We start from the raw sequence: 17,043 nt of genomic DNA, 5'->3' as shown, positions 1-17,043 counted from the left end.
CACTTATCACATACGAAAAAGGGCTGCTTTGGCAGCCCTTTTTACACTCTAAAAACTAAAGTAAATTTCACGCCTTCATTGACATTTTCGACTTTGTATTCGCAATCATGCAATTCCAAAATACGTTTTACGATCGCAAGCCCCAGACCCGTTCCGCCGGTGGCACGGTCTCTTGCCGCTTCTACGCGGAAAAACCGTTCCCATATGCGGTTCAAATAATCTTCAGGTATGCTAGAGCCTTGATTGTGAATCGTGTACGTGGATCGATCATGTTCATATGAAATGTTAATCTGTATCGTACTTCCTGGCGCTGCGTGGCGGATCGCATTGGTCAGTAAATTCAACACGACTTGCTCCATTTTGCCGGCATCCAATGAAAGCGGTTGTTCGTTGTCTTTCAAAATTTGTGCCGATAACTTTTTTTCGCGCATTTGATAGACCAATTTTTCTAATACGTCTTCGGTCAATTCGCTCAATAATACCGGAGTTTTGTACAATTTTAACGTCTGCGAGTCTAGACGAAGGAGCTCTAACATATCTTGTACAAGTCGTTCCATCTTCTCGCTTTCTTCCAAAATGACGCCGATATAATGATCTTGCCTACCGGCTCCAATCCCGTCTTGCATCCCTTCGGCAAATCCTTTTACGATGCTCAAAGGTGTTTTAAGTTCATGAGAAGCGTTGGCAAAAAAGTCTTTTTGGAGTTGCTCTAATTCTTTGTTATGTTCGATTTCTTTTTTCAACTGAAAATTCGTTTTGCCTAATTCATCTAAAGTTACCCCTAATTGACTTGATAATTCGAATAATGTGTTTGATAAACTGCCTAATTCGTCTTTGCGCTTAAGAGGTTCTTCTTGAGAAAAATCAAGGAGCTTCATTCGCTGCGCTTTCTGATTCAACTTGACCAGAGGACGCGTAACGATTCCCGAGTATAAGATCGACAGAAACAGAATCAAGATAAAGCCGCCAACTCCCAGATAGACGAAAAATAACCGAAGCGCGCTATTCGTTTCTTTGATTTCTTGTAACGAGGTCACGACTAACAACACTTGAAGTTCACCGGACGCATCTTGTACAGGTTGCAGACGGATCGCACTGCGATTTCCGCTGAACGAATCGATCCAGATCCGCTGAACCGGCTGCATTTGTCGAAGTTGCTGTTGGTCCTCGGTTTTCAAAGGAAAAAACTCATCCAAAGCGAGATAAACCAAGCCTAGGCGCCGCCCCAGCTTATCGGTATCCGGTAATTTTGTCGTGAGCAACTTTCCTTCAATACGCTGTGTTGTTCCTAGCAGACTTCGATCGCCCGCTTCTTTCCCTTCGATCCCTTGCCCTGTTGTTGCTCCGATATAAAAAGCATAAAAAGTATCCCGGTCCGCGCCTTGCCCAAAGTCACCGTAAAGCTGCACCGACTCGCCCGCATCCAGCTTCAACCGATCGAATTCGCCGCGCGAAGAAATCACTAAATAAGATAAAGAAACTTGAAGTTTCGTACCGTCCGCACGCTGAATTTGGATACGAAATGGATCATTTAGCGGTAAATCTCCTGTTAAATCAGTGAGTGCAAAGTTAACATCGGAGCGTCGTAAAGACACCAGAAAATCCGAATCCGTTTCCAGCAATGAATTCGGATCTTCACGATACGCTTCAGCCAATTGATTGGTGCCTTGCTGCAACTTCGTGATTTTGCGTTTTTCATAAAATTGAGGGAATACTAAGAGTTGAGCCAATAAGACGATGATATAAAACAAAATAAAAATAGAGGCAGTCGCGATAAAAAGCTTGGTTGTGACACTGTTTTTTTTCATCGTTTGTCCTCATACGTATACCCCACACCAAATACCGTGCGTACACATTCGGCGGCCGGTCCCATTTTCCCGCGAAGTTTTTTGATATGCGTATCTACAACCCGAACATCGCCTTCGTATTCTCCGCCCCAAATCGAACTCAAAATATGATCCCGCGACAAGACGATTCCCCGGTTACGCATAAATAGCTGAAGGACTCCGTACTCTTTGGGCGTCAGTTCAATCGATTCTTCGCCATACTCCAACTTGCGGTTCCGTGTGTTTAATCGAACGCCGAACCCTACTTGAATTTCCGAATCGGCGATCAACTGCCCATCTATGCGGCGCATCAGCACTTCGGCTTTTGACACCAATACTTTAGGGCTGAATGGCTTGGTCACATAATCGTCGGCGCCCAGTTCATACCCTTGAATTTGACGTTCGTCTCCTGACATCGCAGTCAAAATGATAATCGGAACTTCCGAACGAAGCCGAATACGTCGACATAATTCCCAACCGTCCATTTCCGGCATCATCAGATCCAAAATCACAAGATCCGGCATTTCGACTTCAAACGTATACAACCCTTCACTGCCATCTGCTGCTTCGCATACGATCCATTTTTGCGCCAAAAAATAATCGGAGATCAATTCTCGGATCCGCTGTTCGTCTTCTACGATCAATACTTTTTTACTCAAATCCAGTTCTTCCTTTCTAACACTGTCATTGTCGCGATCTTTTCTCCGACTTGAACGTAAGCTTCTTCGTGCAAGGTATCGCTCCACTCCACGCTACCTTTTTCAAATAAGCAAACAACCGTCGATCCGAAAGAAAAATAACCGACTTCGTCGCCTTTGTTCCAAAATGGACGGGCAGAACTGGGAATGACCGAATTGACATTTAAAGCTCCGACCGCAATCATCAGCATACTCGATACGCGGCGCTGAATCCGAAAAACAATCCGGTGATTGAACGAAAGCAAACGTCCTCCGTACTTCCAACCTCCCGCGTTTACAGGCAAAGACCGACGTCCCAATTCCGCGACCTGCGCACCTTCACCTGCTACGGGGCTATGAAATCGGTGATATTGAGAAGGGCTCAAATATAAAATGATAAATTTGCCGCCGCCATAGGCTGTACCTTCGATTTGAAGCGACGTTAATTCTTCGAACGAATACCATTTGCCTTTTACTTGGAAACGTTGATCGGCTGTCAGATCTCCAAATTTCTGTACATATCCGTCTACGGGGCTGACAACCGAAGCACAATCGGAATCGACCGGTCGAAGATCAAGATCAATCGTCCGAGTAAAAAAGTCGCTAAGCGATTGATAATGAGCAACCGGCTTTTGTATTTCTTTTTCGGCTATACGATAGAATTTAATAAAAGCAGGAATCAACGGACGGCTCAATCTCGAATCACAAAACTTTTTGACGACTCCGCTACTCCATTTCCCTCCAAGCATACGCATAATCAGGCGATAAAGTTTTCCTTTGATTGCTTCAACTATTGACATGACCAATGACCCTTCCCATCATAATAAAAATTACACACCAAACCAACGCCCCTACGGATGCAAAACTGATATATTTACGGAGTGGCATTCTACCGATTCCGCACAAATAACAAGTCACATGCCGGAAACCGGGAATAAAATAACCGATCATGATCGATATCGCACCATATTTATTCATCCAACCTTCGACTTTAGCGATTCGGGCAGGTTTCATTCCGACCCATTTTCCATACCGATCCAGCAGCGGACGACCTGCTTTATGACCGATTGCATAACTAATCATCATGCCGCTCATCGCTCCTGCAAAACTAAACAAAATCGCATAGGAAAGCTTCATCGTGCCGATCAACGTTAAGTAGCCGACGGCGGTCATCAAAATCTCGTCCGGTACGGGTACGCCGACTATCCCTAAAGTCAGCAATCCATAAACCGCCGCATAGCCGTAGTCGGATAAAAATTGCAGCGCTGTTTCCATTAGAACTCCTCCGCCGGTTCCGGTTTGATCTTTTTAAAACTTGGAAAAGGGATTCGGCTCACCATCAACCAACTGATTACCAACACGCCGATCTCGGTTACAGCTGGGCTAGATACAATGGAAATCAACAAGATCATCGCTGCGGCAAATGGGGTTGGCATACCGATAAAGCCTGACGTCGTCGCTTGGCTGGTATTGAAACGCGCCAACCGTATCGCGCAGCAGCAGACGTATACGACGCAGCAAAGGGCTCCGAATGTATGAATTTCTTGCAATGAAGCGACATAGATCAGAGCCGCAGGAGCGACGCCGAAAGTCACAAGATCGGCTAACGAATCCAATTCTTTACCGAGTTCCGAAGCCGCATCTAATTTCCGTGCACAATATCCATCGAATACATCACATAACATGCCGAGCATAATCAACAATATGGCAGGTAACAATTCGTCTTTGAATACAAGTAAAATAGCGAGAAATCCGAGTAGCAAATTGCTTAGCGTCAACGCAGAAGGAATTATTTTTTTCATTTCTGTACACTCTCCTAGATCAGTTCGGTCATTGGAGTCAGTGTAATCCTAAGTTGTGTTTTTTTTGTGTTTGCCTAGACATAAGGAGGAGTTATAAATGGAGATGTACCCTTTGCTAACAGAAGTCTATACGCGGGAACAACTGCGAAGTTGGCTGGAACACTATCACGATACGGAAAAATGTTGTTGGATCAAAGTCAGTATGAAACCGGTCGAGAATACCGTACTTTATTTGGACGGGGTCGAAGAAGCGTTATGTTTTGGCTGGATTGACGGCGTGAAAAAAAGCGTACCAGACGAAGGCGTGATGCAGCGGCTTTCTCCCCGGGCGCGTAGCAGTTCGTGGACAGAGCTTAACAAGCAGCGAGCATTAAGGTTGGAACGTCTGGGGCAAATGCACGAAGCCGGGCGCAAAGTTTATCCTCTTGGCGGGTTAGATACTTTCACGATTGACGAGGATATCCAGCAGCGATTACAGGAAGATCCGCAGACTTATGCGAATTTTCTGTCTTTTCCCGAGTTGTATCGGCGTATTCGGATCGACAATATTCAGAGTTACCGCAAACAACCGGAGCTATTCGCTAGTCGCTTGGATAAATTTCTGGAGCAAACTCGGGCGAATAAAATGTACGGGCAATGGAATGATGGCGGGAGATTGAAGTAATAGGTTGCGGAATCATCAAAAAGCGCTCTTTTCCGAAGAAAAGAACGCTTTTAGTTTTGTGCTTTTTACAGCGCTTTGTCGTCTACACTGTTCAGCCATTCTTCAATCGTTCCAATCACCGACGACACGCAGCCGTCTTCGAACGGGGAAATCAGACCTGCTTCTTTGACAAGACCCGTGAAGGACTTCGTACCGCCCAAGCCGCACAGATGAATATAATCTTTCCATGCGTCTTCGAAGTTTTCTCTTGAACGTTTCCAGAATTGGAACGCACAGATTTGTGCCAATGTGTAATCGATATAGTAGAACGGCGCGCCGAAGATATGCCCTTGTTTTTGCCAGAAGCCGCCGCGCTCCAAATAATCGTTACCTTCATAGTTCAAATGCGGCAAATATTTTTTCTCGATATCTCTCCATGCCGTTTTGCGTTCGTCCGGTGTTGCATCCGGATTCGCATAAACGAAATGTTGGAATTCATCGACCGATACGCCGTAAGGGATAAACAACAGGCTCGAAGCCAAGTGATCGAAACGATATTTATCCGTATCTTCTTTGAAGAATTTCTCCATCCACGGCCATGTGAAGAACTCCATGCTCATCGAGTGAATCTCGGCGGACTCGTACGTCGGCCACAGATATTCCGGTACTTCGTGACCACGGCTGGAATACACTTGGAAAGCGTGCCCTGCTTCGTGCGTCAATACGTCGATATCACCGGAAGTTCCGTTGAAGTTCGAGAAGATGAACGGTGCTTTGTAATCCGGCAGATACGTGCAATAACCGCCGCCCGCTTTGCCTTTTTTACTGACCAGATCCATCAAATCGTTTTTGAGCATAAATTGGAAAAACTCATCCGTTTCCGGCGCCAATTCTTTGTACATCTCTTCGCCGTTTTTGACAATCCAATCCGGATCGCCTTTTGGCGTAGCGTTACCGCTTTTGAAGCTAAATCCGTTATCGAAATAACGCAGTGTATCGACATCGATCCGCTCTTCTTGGCGCTTACGCAAACGCGTTGCTACCGGAACGATCTCTTCTTGCACTTGCTTACGGAAATTCGCGACCATCTCAGCGTTGTAATCGGTACGCATCATACGGTCGTAACCCATTTCAACGAAGCTTGGATAGCCAAGTCGTTTTGCCATTTTGGTACGGACTTTCACCAAATCGTCATAGATACGGTCAAGTTCCGGCTCTTTTTCATGTAAAAATCCGAAACGTGCTTCCGAAGCTTTTTGACGCATACCGCGATCCGTCGACAATTCGAATGGAAGCAATTGCGGCAAAGTACGTTCTTCGCCTTCGAACATAATTTTCGCCGACGCAATCAATTGATCGTATTCCGTCGACAGTTTATTTTCGAGTTGCAAATCTTCGATGATCTCCGGGCTAAAGGTACGAATCGCGCTTTCGGCTAAAGCAAACAATTGGGTTCCCCATTTGCTTTCCAGCTCGGCTCTAAATTTCGAAGTAGTCAAAGCACGGTAATAATCGGAAATATATTCTTGCACGACAGGGCCGACTTCATCCATAAACTCTTGCTCGTTTTTATAAAACTCATCCGTTGTATCAATCGAATGGCGGATGCTAACAAGCTGATGCTGCGTATCGAAGCTGTTGCGAAGTGCATTGATTTCGTGCATGACCGATTCTTGTTCGGCAAGGGTTGCTGCGGCTTCAAATTTAGCAATAGCTTCTTTGAAGTTAATCTTCAACTGGTCAATATTTGGACGCAAGTAATCGAATTGCTGGAAAGTCGTCAAGGTCGTTCCTCCTCTAATGTATGCGCTATTTATGTACGAACTATTTGTTCAGTATACCGAGTTTGCAACATAATCGCTAGATCATTTTTCATTTTGCGGCAGGTTAGTTAACATATCTTTTGAATCCAACGCCGAAAACCCTTCTGTAACCAAAAGGGTTTTCGAAGATTGTATCCGATTGTAAAACGCGAAGATCGATCTGTCCAGTCTAACTCAGAGCTAAGACGTCGCAGGCGAAGCTTGATTCGGTGAGTGCTCCGATTGTTCCAATCCTGCTGCAATCGCTTCAAGCAACTGCCCGGTTGTATCGCAGCGATACTCCCAAAACATCACGCCGCCCAATTGTTCATTTTTCACATACCGGCATTTGCTGGCAATCGACTGTGGATCGTCGTACGTAATAAACGTATCGCCGTCATACAAATAAGGCGCTTGTGCTTGTTCGTCCCAATATTTGCGGAAGCCATTTTGATCGATATACGACTCAAACAATTCGCTGTACTCCGGTCCGTATCCGCCGCTTGTAGCCGCCATCTGATGTAGACCGTTGTTGATGTTCGGTACGCCTTTCCACATACGAGAATAAAAAGCCGCGCCGACAACGATTTTCGATTTGGGTACGCCCGCATTTGCAAATAGCTTTACGGACGCTTCGACGCTAATTCGAAACAAGTCGCCGGTAGGCGTATACAGATTCGTATGATGCCCTGTCAAAATCTGAAATCCGCCGCGCATATCATAAGTCATGAGTTGAACGTAGTCGAGATATTGCTGGACTTTATCCATCTCTGTCCCATCGATATAATACTGATCCGCGCCTGCGGCAATGGTCAGTAAATAAGTCTTCCCATCACTCACGCTTCGTGCATCCATAAGTTCTCGAATTTCCCACAGCAATAACGTGAAGTTTTCGCGGTCATCCGGGCTTGATCCAATACCGGCTTCGCCGTAACATGGATACTCCCAATCCAGATCAATCCCGTCTAGCCCATACTGATCGATGACGGCTAACGAAGATTCCGCCATCTTGCGACGACCGGATTCGCTGGATGCCGCTTCGGAAAATCCGCCTGCACTCCATCCGCCCACGGATAACAAGATTCGAACTCCAGGATGCTCTTGTTTGAGCCGGGCGATTTCGTGCATATTTTCCAAATGTTCGGTCGCGATTGCATCATCTTTGACATGACCGAATGCAATATTGATATGCGTTAATTTGAGCAAATCTTCTGTTTTCAGATTGGGTAGATCATGATGCCCGACATAACCGACTGTACGAACAGCGGTTTTCTTATTAGAGTCTGGAATTCTGGATTGCTGCATATCGTTACCTCTTTTCTGTATAGAAGTTAGATGCGGATCATTTAATTTTGCAGGGAACGCCAAATTGCCAAAGCTTCACTGCAACTACCGGGCTTATATCCCGATTCCGCATAACGGACCTGATACTCACGATCCCAGACGAATAAATGCGGATATTCATTGCCCGGTGGCGGGCAAACCTCGCTTAATCGATGCAAAGCTTGTCCCGAAACGTCGCTGACGAATAGTGCAGTATCCGGTAACGGCTTCGGTATAAAAGCAGATATTCGCTCGTTATCAATCACTGAATCGCCAACGATCAAGATAAGCGGTACATCATTCGATTCAAGCTCTGTTCGAAGCTCTCCGGCTTCGCGCAGCAGATGACGGGTCGGCTCCAATCGGTAATCGATCCAAGCTACGATCGCTCCGCGATCACCCAGCATATTTTTCAAATCCGAGCTTGATCCATCTTGCAGATTGATCCTCAAATCGTTAGGAGCCTGTGCCAAGACCGGGATCGAATCTTCAAGTTCTCGGAAAGTAAGCGTTAAGATTCGTTCGTGATTAGGCTCGATTTTGAAATAAAACATTCGAACGAGCACTTTGCCGTTTTGTAGCCGAGTCCCGGTGGTCATCCGATAATCTCCGACTTGCAAATGCAGCGGTTGCTGAATTTTATTTTTATCTCGAAATGGATATTGAAGCGTTGTGTACCGTCCCTGCTCCAGACGCGCAATTGTGAAGTTTTCCCGATATGACGGTTCGATCGAAGAACCTTTTTCTCCTTTTGATTGTAGGAGTAGTAAAGTTCCGAATTCTGGAGCTTTATCGCTAGAAGATATCAGTGCGATCCATTCTTCATCGACCATCGCTTGCGGCTGCTGCGTTGCTGGATGCAGCCTTGCGGGAATCCCGAAGCTTCGACATAACGCGATCAACAAGATTTCGATCGACTCTAGATCACCGGATTTCAAAGCAAATGTTCCAGCAGGCGAAGCTTTTCCCGGTGTGGGGGTTTGATTCTGTTGAATCGACCAATTCGATGTTACATACGCAGCTAAACGTTGTGGATCGCGGCGAAAATCTTGCTGCTCTTGCTCCGAAAAGGCTTCAAGAAACAACTGTCTGTATGGGGTTAACCGTTCCCAGCGTACACGCGGACGCAATACATACGACACGAAAGTCTCATGCGAACTTTGCTTGGGATTCATCGATTCGTACAGTCGCAAAGCTTTTAGTCCGCCCGCCAAATGATCTTGCAAAGTTTTTTGCCGAACATCAATCAGATCTTTGGACGTCAGACTTTCCAATAAACGTAGCGGAAATTCGCCATGCTCAGGCACAGTTTGCTCCAAAAAACCGGTTAACTCCGTATAATTGCCGCGAGCATCGCTGAGTACTTTGAACAAACGCTCGGCATCTAACTCTAACTTTTGCGCCCAAATCTTCGCTGCTTCCTCATTAACAAACGTATCTTCATACGCAGCGCGAATCTGCTCGCATTGTTGCAACCGTTGTCGATGTTTCTCAAATGCCCCTGAACTTAGAGGCGACGGATCTTCCGGCGTAGGAAGCTCGCTCGGCGGCGTAAGTTCAAAATCGACTATGCCCTCGGCTTGTTCGCTCCTACTCAGCTTAAGTTGAAGTTTGGGGTTCTGCTCATGATTGATACTTCCGCCGAACAATACTTCTCCCCATTGATCTTGCTTCATCGCCCGAATGATGAGATCGCCGAATCCTGTCACAAAGGTTGCCCTGCCTTGATCGTCTGTTTTCATCGAAGCGATCGTGAATAATTCCGCATAATTGTACAATTGGAACTGTATATCAGTGAAAGCCGCCGGACGACCGTCCGCGTCTTCGACATAAATGCTCAGCTCGCACACTGGCGCATAATGATCCAGCAGATTCAGCTGTTTGTGAACCTCGCTAATCTCGGTAAACGGTTCACTCCCTTGGTATCCGGCTGGCACCGAAGTGTGCACCAGCATCGCTCTTGCAGCCGGCGCGTCGAACCAACCTTGATTCAGCCGCGCTTCCGGTTCGCAAGCGCCGAGAAAATGCCATTTCCCGTCTGCCCAAGCTTCGACCCAAGCATGGTTGTCGTCCACATGCGCCCAGCGCGGCGTATAACATTGACGCGCCGGAATTCCGATACTGCGTAGCGCCGCTGTCGTAAGCGTCGATTCTTCGCCGCAACGACCTTTGGCGCTGCGGATCATCCCAAGCGGCGAGATCGTGCGCGCATCGCTTCCGGTGTAAGTTGCTTTTTCATAACACCAATAGTTCGTTTCAAGTATTGCTTCCGACATCGACAAACCTTGCACCCGAGAGTTCAGTTCATCTGCAATCACACCGCGATAATCTTCGATCTGTTCATTGTTGATTCGCGGTGGCAACACATAATAAAGAAACAACTCGTCAGAAATTTCGGCGCCCCACGGCATATGCTGACGCGTATTGAGAGCATGGCGGATATGCGTCAAAAAGAGTTCTCCGTCGTAATCCGCCAAATCCTGAATTGGCATATACGCGTACAAAAACCGTAAAGCCAAAGCTTCTTCCTCCGTCAAAGTAGCGTCGAATATACCAAACAATGCTCGTTCACGCGCAGAAGCGAGTTTTTTTCGTTTGGCAAAAGCTGCATCAATCTGTTGAATTTGCTCTGAAGTGAGCGAAAATTTTTCGTTTATGATTGGGTTCAATAGACATTCACTCCTTCCACACTTTGCCGTCTTCACGTATCCAATAACGACCACTTCCGTCTACTGTTGACGCACATATACGGAAAGAATGAGTCGTTGTTTCGATAAGCAAATTTGCTGACGAATATGCCCACTCTGCTAATGCTTGATCCGGGTCGTCTTTGGGCACCATATCTTCAATCTTGGAAGCAAAAGTTCCAGTCTCTGCATACTGATTACGTTGCCGATAATACAATTGTCTTAATTTCCACTTCACCTGCTCATCGCTCGGCATTCCAAACGAAGACAAATCTGAATCCGCGCCATACGATTCCTCGACAAAATGTAAAAAGCCCCACATTTCCGGGTAGTGCATATTAATCACGCCTTGCGGCGACCAGACCCAATTATCTTCAGGATAAGGCTTGCCGGTGTCCGGATTGATCTTTTTTACATACGCTCCGCTGTCTCGATCCACTTGCCATTGCACACGCGAAAAGTTAATCCGCCAATACTGCCCGGCTTCGGGTGATCGTTGATCGGGCGCGCATTCACGCAAAATCTTCCACGGCATCGCGACTTCAACGCTCCAACGCCGATTATCCCCAGCCGGATCATTCAGAATGCCGTCGATATGTACCGCCGTTTGCAAGCCCCGGATATCCCAACCGTTGATCGGAGGCCCGCCGTCGCGGTAAGGCGTCACCAGCATCAGATCCCATACCGTATTCAGCGCATTAATCTCAAACTCATAATATTGATGACTGTCTCCATCGGGATCGATAAAAATCTCAAAATCATTGTCGTAAAAAATGACCGATTCGCGTTCCGTTAACGTCGCCCAGATTTCGTCTTCTTCTAGTTCCGCTCCGATATACAAATATTCGTCGTCCCAAAGCATTTTCACGCGCGTTCTTTTGCTTGGTTTAGGCTTCAAGTCTCCTTCGATATCGACAAAATCCGCTGTCCACGGCGCATGTTCCCAAAACGGTTTGTCCAGACGTCCATCCAAATTCAATTTGCTCGTCGCACGTTTGCACGTATAAGATAGCGGCGCAAACGGAATACCCGGCTCCGATACAGCACTTAAATTCATTGGGCCCCTCCTAAGTCAACCGGATTGCCAACGCAATCGGTGTTTCTTCATTTTCTGCAAAAGAAGGCAAAGTCACGACGATTCCTTGATCTGTAGGTTGCAGAGGCAATTCTTGCTCGGCGCCTAGTAGCACCGCACGATTCACATGCTCAACGGGCGAAAGCTCAAGCTGCTGCTGCACGTTCTCGCCTTCTTTGTACAGAATAATGGCATATGTCATATCGTCTTTGCGCGTCCAATAAACGTTCTGCTCGTTAGAAGCGTACGGTGCACAAATCCGCGTTCCATAGATCGCTTCTCCGTTATCTTTCAGCCAAACCCCCAACCCTTGCATACTGTCAATCGCCGCTTTTGGCAGACGTCCGTCGGGTTGAGGCCCGATATTGAGCGCCAAATTCCCGCCTTTTGCGACAATCTCAACGAGTAAATGTACCAGTTCTCGCGGGCTTTTATACCGATCTTCGTAATTGAATGAAAACGATGTGCCAATCGTGATACAGCTTTCCCACGGCACATGCAGCGGACGATCCGGCAACGTCTGCTCCGGCGTAATAATATTTTCGTAAGCACCGCCGACTGTCCGATCCGCGGATAACAACCACGGTTGATGTTCTTGCCGAATCCGATCGACCAATTCGCCAAGCCTTATATCTTGGCCGCTATGTTCGTTCACCCAGCCCGCGTCCAGCCACAACATATCGATCCGACCGTAGCGCGTCATCAATTCCGTAATTTGCTCATGAGTGAATTGAACGAACTTTTCCCACAGCCACGGATATTCTTTGGGATCGTAAGAAGGCCCGCGCCACATCTTCTCTCCCCGCTCCATCCCCGGTGCCCAATAATCGGGCGTATGCCAATCCGCTTTGGAAAAATACGTAGAAATCGCCAAACCGCGCGCGCGAAACGCATCGAATAGATTGCGGCAAATATCTGCATATTTATGTCGATGAAACGGCGTCTGTGATCCCGTGATCCGGTAATCGGTCGTATGCGTATCCCACATACAAAATCCGTCATGATGCTTGGTCGTAAAAGTCAAATACTTAAATCCGCTGTCTGCCGCCAGATCCGCCCAGACTTCCGGTTGAAACCGTATCGGGTTAAACGTCAGATTCAGATCGAAATACTCGCGTTTTAATTCTTCGCCCGCAACGCCCCAATCGATACAATCTCTCGCCCAATCCGCATCGCCGTCACTCAGCGCCCAAGATTCCACAACGCCCAGCTGCGAATACGGTCCCCAGTGCATCATCAGTCCGAGCTTCTGATCTTGAAACCATTCCAGCCGTTCCAAAATAACCGGATCGGTCGGGCGCACCCATTCGTCTTCGCTGCTATAGTTATGCACGCCTTCGTGAACGATCGTTTCTTCTTCATGTTCTACAGCTTCAGCATTTTTCGTATCCGTCATCTGGATTCCCACTCCTTTTTAGCAGAAAAAAGCGAAAAACGAAGACGCATCTTACCGCTTCATTTTTCGCTTGTCCCTTACGTCTTGAAATCAACTCTTTTTACTGCGTATTTTCACTGTTCCATTGATCATAAGCTTCTTGGTAAATCTCGACGATTCGGTCGCTGCCCATTTTTTTGAGCTGCGCGACATAACTGTCCCAATTGCTTAACGGTTCTTGCCCCGTGACGAATTTGGCTTCCATCTGCTCGACATACGTATTTAGATCGGACAGCAATGCCGACACTTCCGTTTGCGCATCGTTGGTCAGATACACGTTCGGGAACGGAATTTTAGCGATCGGTACTAATTTTTCTTCATTTTGCTCAACAACCCAATCTTCCACTTCGCTTCGTAAGCCGTTTGTCAGATCAGGAATATTTACGCCCGGCGTCACGATACCGTAGTTAGGCGTTAGCGTTGCGCGGTATTCTTCGCGGTCGCCGCCGTTCGGTACTTCGAGATACTTTTTCTCATGCGTCGCTTCATCTACGTAATCCCACATCTTGCCTTGCGGGCCTTGGGTCCAGAGCGTCGCTCCGTCATACCCGTATTGATAATCGATCCAGCGCATACTCGCTTCTGGATTTGGATTCGTAACGGTGATTGCGAATGTACCATTCGAAGACATGCCTGGATGTTTGCCGTAGACTGGCGTATCTGCGATTTCGCTGCTCACCGGCGTCATCATCGGATCTTCCATCGTTTCTTCGGTTCCGCCTAACGTGAAGTACGGATAGTAATCACTGAACAGCGCGAGTTGATTTTTTGCACCTTTCGCTTTTTTCTGTTCGTCCGTTTGGGAGAAGGTCTCATGATCCAGCAAATCTTCATTCCACAATTTATTGAGGAACGTCAGATAGCCTTTGTAGCCTTCTTCTTGCGGTGTGTAGTGTACTTTACCGTCTTTGTCTGCGTAATACACTTCGTTATAAATGCCCCAGAATCCGAGGAAATACATTCGTAGATCATCCAATTTTACCGAAGTCAGCGGAATTTCATCAGCCTTGCCGTTGCCGTTTGGATCTTCGGTTTTGACACGTTTGAGATAGTCGTACAGTTCGTCGGTTGTTTTAGGTTCTTCCACATTCAATGTTTTTAAAAATTCGCCGTTATACCACATCGGGCCGCGGTACCATACCGCTGTTGTATCGATAAAAGGCAAAGCGTAGATATGCCCGTCTGTCGTCGTGATCGATTTGCGTACATTCGGATTTTCATCCAAGATTTTTTTGAGATTCGGTGCATAATTGTCGATCAAGTCTTCGAGCGGAACCAACTGTCCTTGCGTTCCGTAACTTACTTGCTCGGCAGGCGTAATGTCGGCAGCGTACAAAATATCAGGCAGATCGCCGCTTGCGAAGACCAGATTCTTTTTCGTTGGGAAACTGTCGATAGGAGCAGTCTGGAAAGCGATTTTGATATTGGACAATTTCTCCATCTCTTCGATAACCGGCATGGTGTCCCACGGCGCCATATCTGCACTTGGAGCAAACACGCTTAATGTAATCGGTTGTTCGACAATCGGGAACCCGTCTTTACTTACGCTACCTCCGGTCTGTTCGGCTGATTCTTTTGAACCTCCAGACTGACAAGCTGAAGCAACAAGCGAGAACAACAATACTCCAGATAACGTTAAAGCGGCTTTGCTACGTCCTTTTTTCATCTAAATACCCTCCCCTTTTTTTAAGTAGCTCTGCTATGACAAGATCATCCCTTGACGGAACCGATCATGACACCTTGCACAAAATACCGTTGAAGAAATGGATAGACGGCGATGATCGGCAATGTCGCGACGATAATGACGGCGTATTTGACGAGTGCTGCGACTTCGGCTTTGTTATTAAGCGAACTTGCCATCGAAGCATCTACCGTGCCGCCTTGCGCTGACATTTGTTGCAGAACGAGAATTTGCCGAAGTACCAATTGCAGCGGATACTTTTCTTGCTGGTTGAGATAGATCATCGCGGAGAAATAGTTATTCCAATGCCCGACTCCGAAAAAGAGTGCCATAACGGCAATCAATGCGGTAGACAGCGGAAGCACGATACGGAAATATAATCGGAAGTTGCTGCATCCATCGATCTCGGCAGCTTCTTGTAATTCTCTAGGAATCGACGATTGGAAAAAGGTGCGGCAGACGATCAAGTTCCAGACCGATGTAGCGCCAGGAAGAATCAACGCCCACATACTGTCGATTAATCCAAGATTACGTACGACCAGGTAAGTCGGAACCAAGCCGCCGCCGAAAAACATCGTGACGATAAACAAAATCATGAACAGGTTACGTCCGATAAAATCTCGGCGACTCAGTGCATACGCGGCGGGCAACGTGACAATCAGATTGACGAGTGTTCCGACCACCGTGTAGATGATTGTGTTTAGATAACCGTTCCAAATACTAGAGTCTTGAAAAACGCGGCGATATCCTTCGAACGTAATATCTTTGGGCAGCAACCACATTTCGCCAGCGGCTACAATCGTCGGGTTACTGATCGAAGCACTCAAAATATAGATCAGCGGATAAGCGACAAGCACGAGCGCAATCGTCAAAATCAGATAGACAAAAGCGAGGAATACTTTATCTTGCTTCGTTTCTTTGATCGAACTAATCATGATTCTGCCTCCTTCCCTAGCCTATCTAGTGGTCTACCACAGACTATTTTCGCTGGTACGGCGTACGACTTGATTGACGACAATCAACAAAATCGCATTGACAATCGAGTTGAATAATCCGACAGCTGTCGAATAACTATACTGGGCTTCAAGCAAGCCTGTTCGGTAGACCGAAGTCGCGATAACATCGGAAGCTTCCATATTCAGCGGATTTTGCAGCAGCAAAATCTTCTCGTACCCGACACCCAGCAATCCACCCATGTTGAGAATAAGCAAGATCGTAATCGTCGGAATAATGACCGGGAAGTTGATATGCCTGATCCGTTGCAGCCTTGAAGCTCCATCGAGAATTGCCGCTTCATGCAGACCCGGGTCAACCGCGGTCAATGCAGCCAAATAAATAATCGTTCCCCAACCTGTCGCTTGCCAGACGTCGGATAGCACGTAGACCGTCTTGAACCAGCGCGGATCGGTCAAAAAGCTGGGTGGCGTAATGCCTATGGCTTCAAGCAGATTGACAATCATCCCTGTAGAAGGCGTCAAGAATGTAATAATCATCCCTGCCATAACGACCATTGAGATAAAGTGCGGAGCGTATGTAACGGTCTGAACCGTCTTTTTAAAAGGCCCGGTACGTATTTCGTTAAAAGCCAAAGCGAGCAAGATCGGTAAAGGAAAACCAACCAACAATCCATACAAACTGATACTCAGCGTATTCCACATCAGATCCCAGAAATAATACGATTCGAAAAACCGCACGAAATGATCAAAGCCTACCCATTTGCTTTCTGTCATACCCAGTGCCGGAATATAATTTTTGAACGCAATTTGAATCCCGTACATCGGAACATAGTTGAAGATAATTACAGTAAGCAGAGCAGGAGCCATAAAAATATACAGCTGCCAGTTGCGTACGATTTTATGAAAAAGCTTTTTATTTTTCGGTTTAGTCGAAACGTCTTGTGAACTCAGCACAGCTTTTGCTTCTTCCTGCATCATTACGCTCACTCCTTTATGGCATACTTGAATCAATGAAAGTCATATTACCTAACAAGTATATCCCTCAGCCTCTTCCCCTTTCGATTACGTCGCATTTCTTAAGAACGTTCTGTAAAAATGTTCTTTTCATGCAGCCTTGTTTTTTTGTAAGCATTTCC

General features: G+C 46.7%; 14 protein-coding genes. 1 reads left to right on the top strand and 13 read right to left on the bottom strand.

What is annotated here, in order from left to right; genetic code table 11:
• Window positions 1-41: 41 nt before the first annotated feature.
• Genes NOM90_RS00330 through pssA form a run of 5 tightly spaced genes read right to left on the bottom strand, consistent with a single transcriptional unit; the run spans window position 42 to window position 4,305 of the window.
• Window positions 42-1,808, bottom strand: coding sequence for a sensor histidine kinase (locus tag NOM90_RS00330; protein WP_255939134.1), 1,767 nt, complete (start codon window positions 1,806-1,808; stop codon window positions 42-44).
• On the bottom strand, window positions 1,805-2,485 hold the full coding sequence (locus NOM90_RS00325; protein WP_255939133.1) for a response regulator transcription factor: 681 nt from the start codon (window positions 2,483-2,485) through the stop codon (window positions 1,805-1,807). Before NOM90_RS00325 ends, NOM90_RS00330 begins: the two co-directional genes overlap by 4 nt.
• Window positions 2,482-3,303 (bottom strand): archaetidylserine decarboxylase, encoded by an 822-nt coding sequence (asd, locus tag NOM90_RS00320; protein WP_255939131.1) that lies wholly within the window; start codon window positions 3,301-3,303, stop codon window positions 2,482-2,484. The genes NOM90_RS00325 and asd overlap by 4 nt, the downstream gene beginning before the upstream one ends.
• Complete coding sequence (locus NOM90_RS00315; RefSeq protein ID WP_255939130.1) at window positions 3,290-3,778, bottom strand: DedA family protein; 489 nt, start codon at window positions 3,776-3,778, stop codon at window positions 3,290-3,292. The genes asd and NOM90_RS00315 overlap by 14 nt, the downstream gene beginning before the upstream one ends.
• Window positions 3,778-4,305: a CDP-diacylglycerol--serine O-phosphatidyltransferase gene (gene pssA, locus NOM90_RS00310; RefSeq protein ID WP_255939129.1), complete on the bottom strand. Its 528-nt coding sequence runs from the start codon at window positions 4,303-4,305 to the stop codon at window positions 3,778-3,780. Before pssA ends, NOM90_RS00315 begins: the two co-directional genes overlap by 1 nt.
• Before the next feature lie 97 nt (window positions 4,306-4,402).
• Here pssA and NOM90_RS00305 point away from each other — a divergent pair, with 97 nt between their 5' ends.
• The gene (locus NOM90_RS00305; protein ID WP_255939128.1) at window positions 4,403-4,969 is read left to right on the top strand and encodes a YdeI/OmpD-associated family protein; all 567 of its coding nucleotides are present in this window, start codon (window positions 4,403-4,405) and stop codon (window positions 4,967-4,969) included.
• A 65-nt stretch (window positions 4,970-5,034) separates the two neighbouring features.
• On the opposite strand, the gene NOM90_RS00300 is transcribed toward NOM90_RS00305, so the two are convergent.
• From NOM90_RS00300 to NOM90_RS00265, 8 genes are all read right to left on the bottom strand, one after another.
• A complete protein-coding gene (locus NOM90_RS00300) occupies window positions 5,035-6,732 on the bottom strand; it encodes a M3 family oligoendopeptidase (protein ID WP_255939125.1) in 1,698 nt (565 codons plus the stop codon).
• 219 nt (window positions 6,733-6,951) lie between these two features.
• On the bottom strand, window positions 6,952-8,055 hold the full coding sequence (locus NOM90_RS00295; RefSeq protein ID WP_255939123.1) for a glycoside hydrolase family 18 protein: 1,104 nt from the start codon (window positions 8,053-8,055) through the stop codon (window positions 6,952-6,954).
• 41 nt (window positions 8,056-8,096) lie between these two features.
• Entirely contained in the window at window positions 8,097-10,742 is a 2,646-nt protein-coding gene (locus NOM90_RS00290; RefSeq protein WP_255939120.1) for a transglutaminase-like domain-containing protein, read from the bottom strand.
• A 7-nt stretch (window positions 10,743-10,749) separates the two neighbouring features.
• Window positions 10,750-11,817, bottom strand: coding sequence for a carbohydrate-binding family 9-like protein (locus tag NOM90_RS00285; protein WP_255939119.1), 1,068 nt, complete (start codon window positions 11,815-11,817; stop codon window positions 10,750-10,752).
• A 10-nt stretch (window positions 11,818-11,827) separates the two neighbouring features.
• Window positions 11,828-13,231 (bottom strand): alpha-L-fucosidase, encoded by a 1,404-nt coding sequence (locus NOM90_RS00280; RefSeq protein WP_255939117.1) that lies wholly within the window; start codon window positions 13,229-13,231, stop codon window positions 11,828-11,830.
• Between the two features lie 100 nt (window positions 13,232-13,331).
• Window positions 13,332-14,936: a type 2 periplasmic-binding domain-containing protein gene (locus tag NOM90_RS00275; RefSeq protein ID WP_255939116.1), complete on the bottom strand. Its 1,605-nt coding sequence runs from the start codon at window positions 14,934-14,936 to the stop codon at window positions 13,332-13,334.
• A gap of 44 nt (window positions 14,937-14,980) precedes the next feature.
• The gene (locus NOM90_RS00270) at window positions 14,981-15,886 is read right to left on the bottom strand and encodes a carbohydrate ABC transporter permease (protein WP_255939115.1); all 906 of its coding nucleotides are present in this window, start codon (window positions 15,884-15,886) and stop codon (window positions 14,981-14,983) included.
• Between the two features lie 33 nt (window positions 15,887-15,919).
• Complete coding sequence (locus NOM90_RS00265) at window positions 15,920-16,882, bottom strand: ABC transporter permease (RefSeq protein WP_255940492.1); 963 nt, start codon at window positions 16,880-16,882, stop codon at window positions 15,920-15,922.
• Window positions 16,883-17,043 lie beyond the last annotated feature (161 nt).

Origin of the sequence: Saccharibacillus sp. JS10 (genome assembly GCF_024436065.1) — a bacterium.
Lineage (GTDB): Bacteria > Bacillota > Bacilli > Paenibacillales > Paenibacillaceae > Saccharibacillus.
This window is presented reverse-complemented; position numbering and strand designations above follow the sequence as displayed.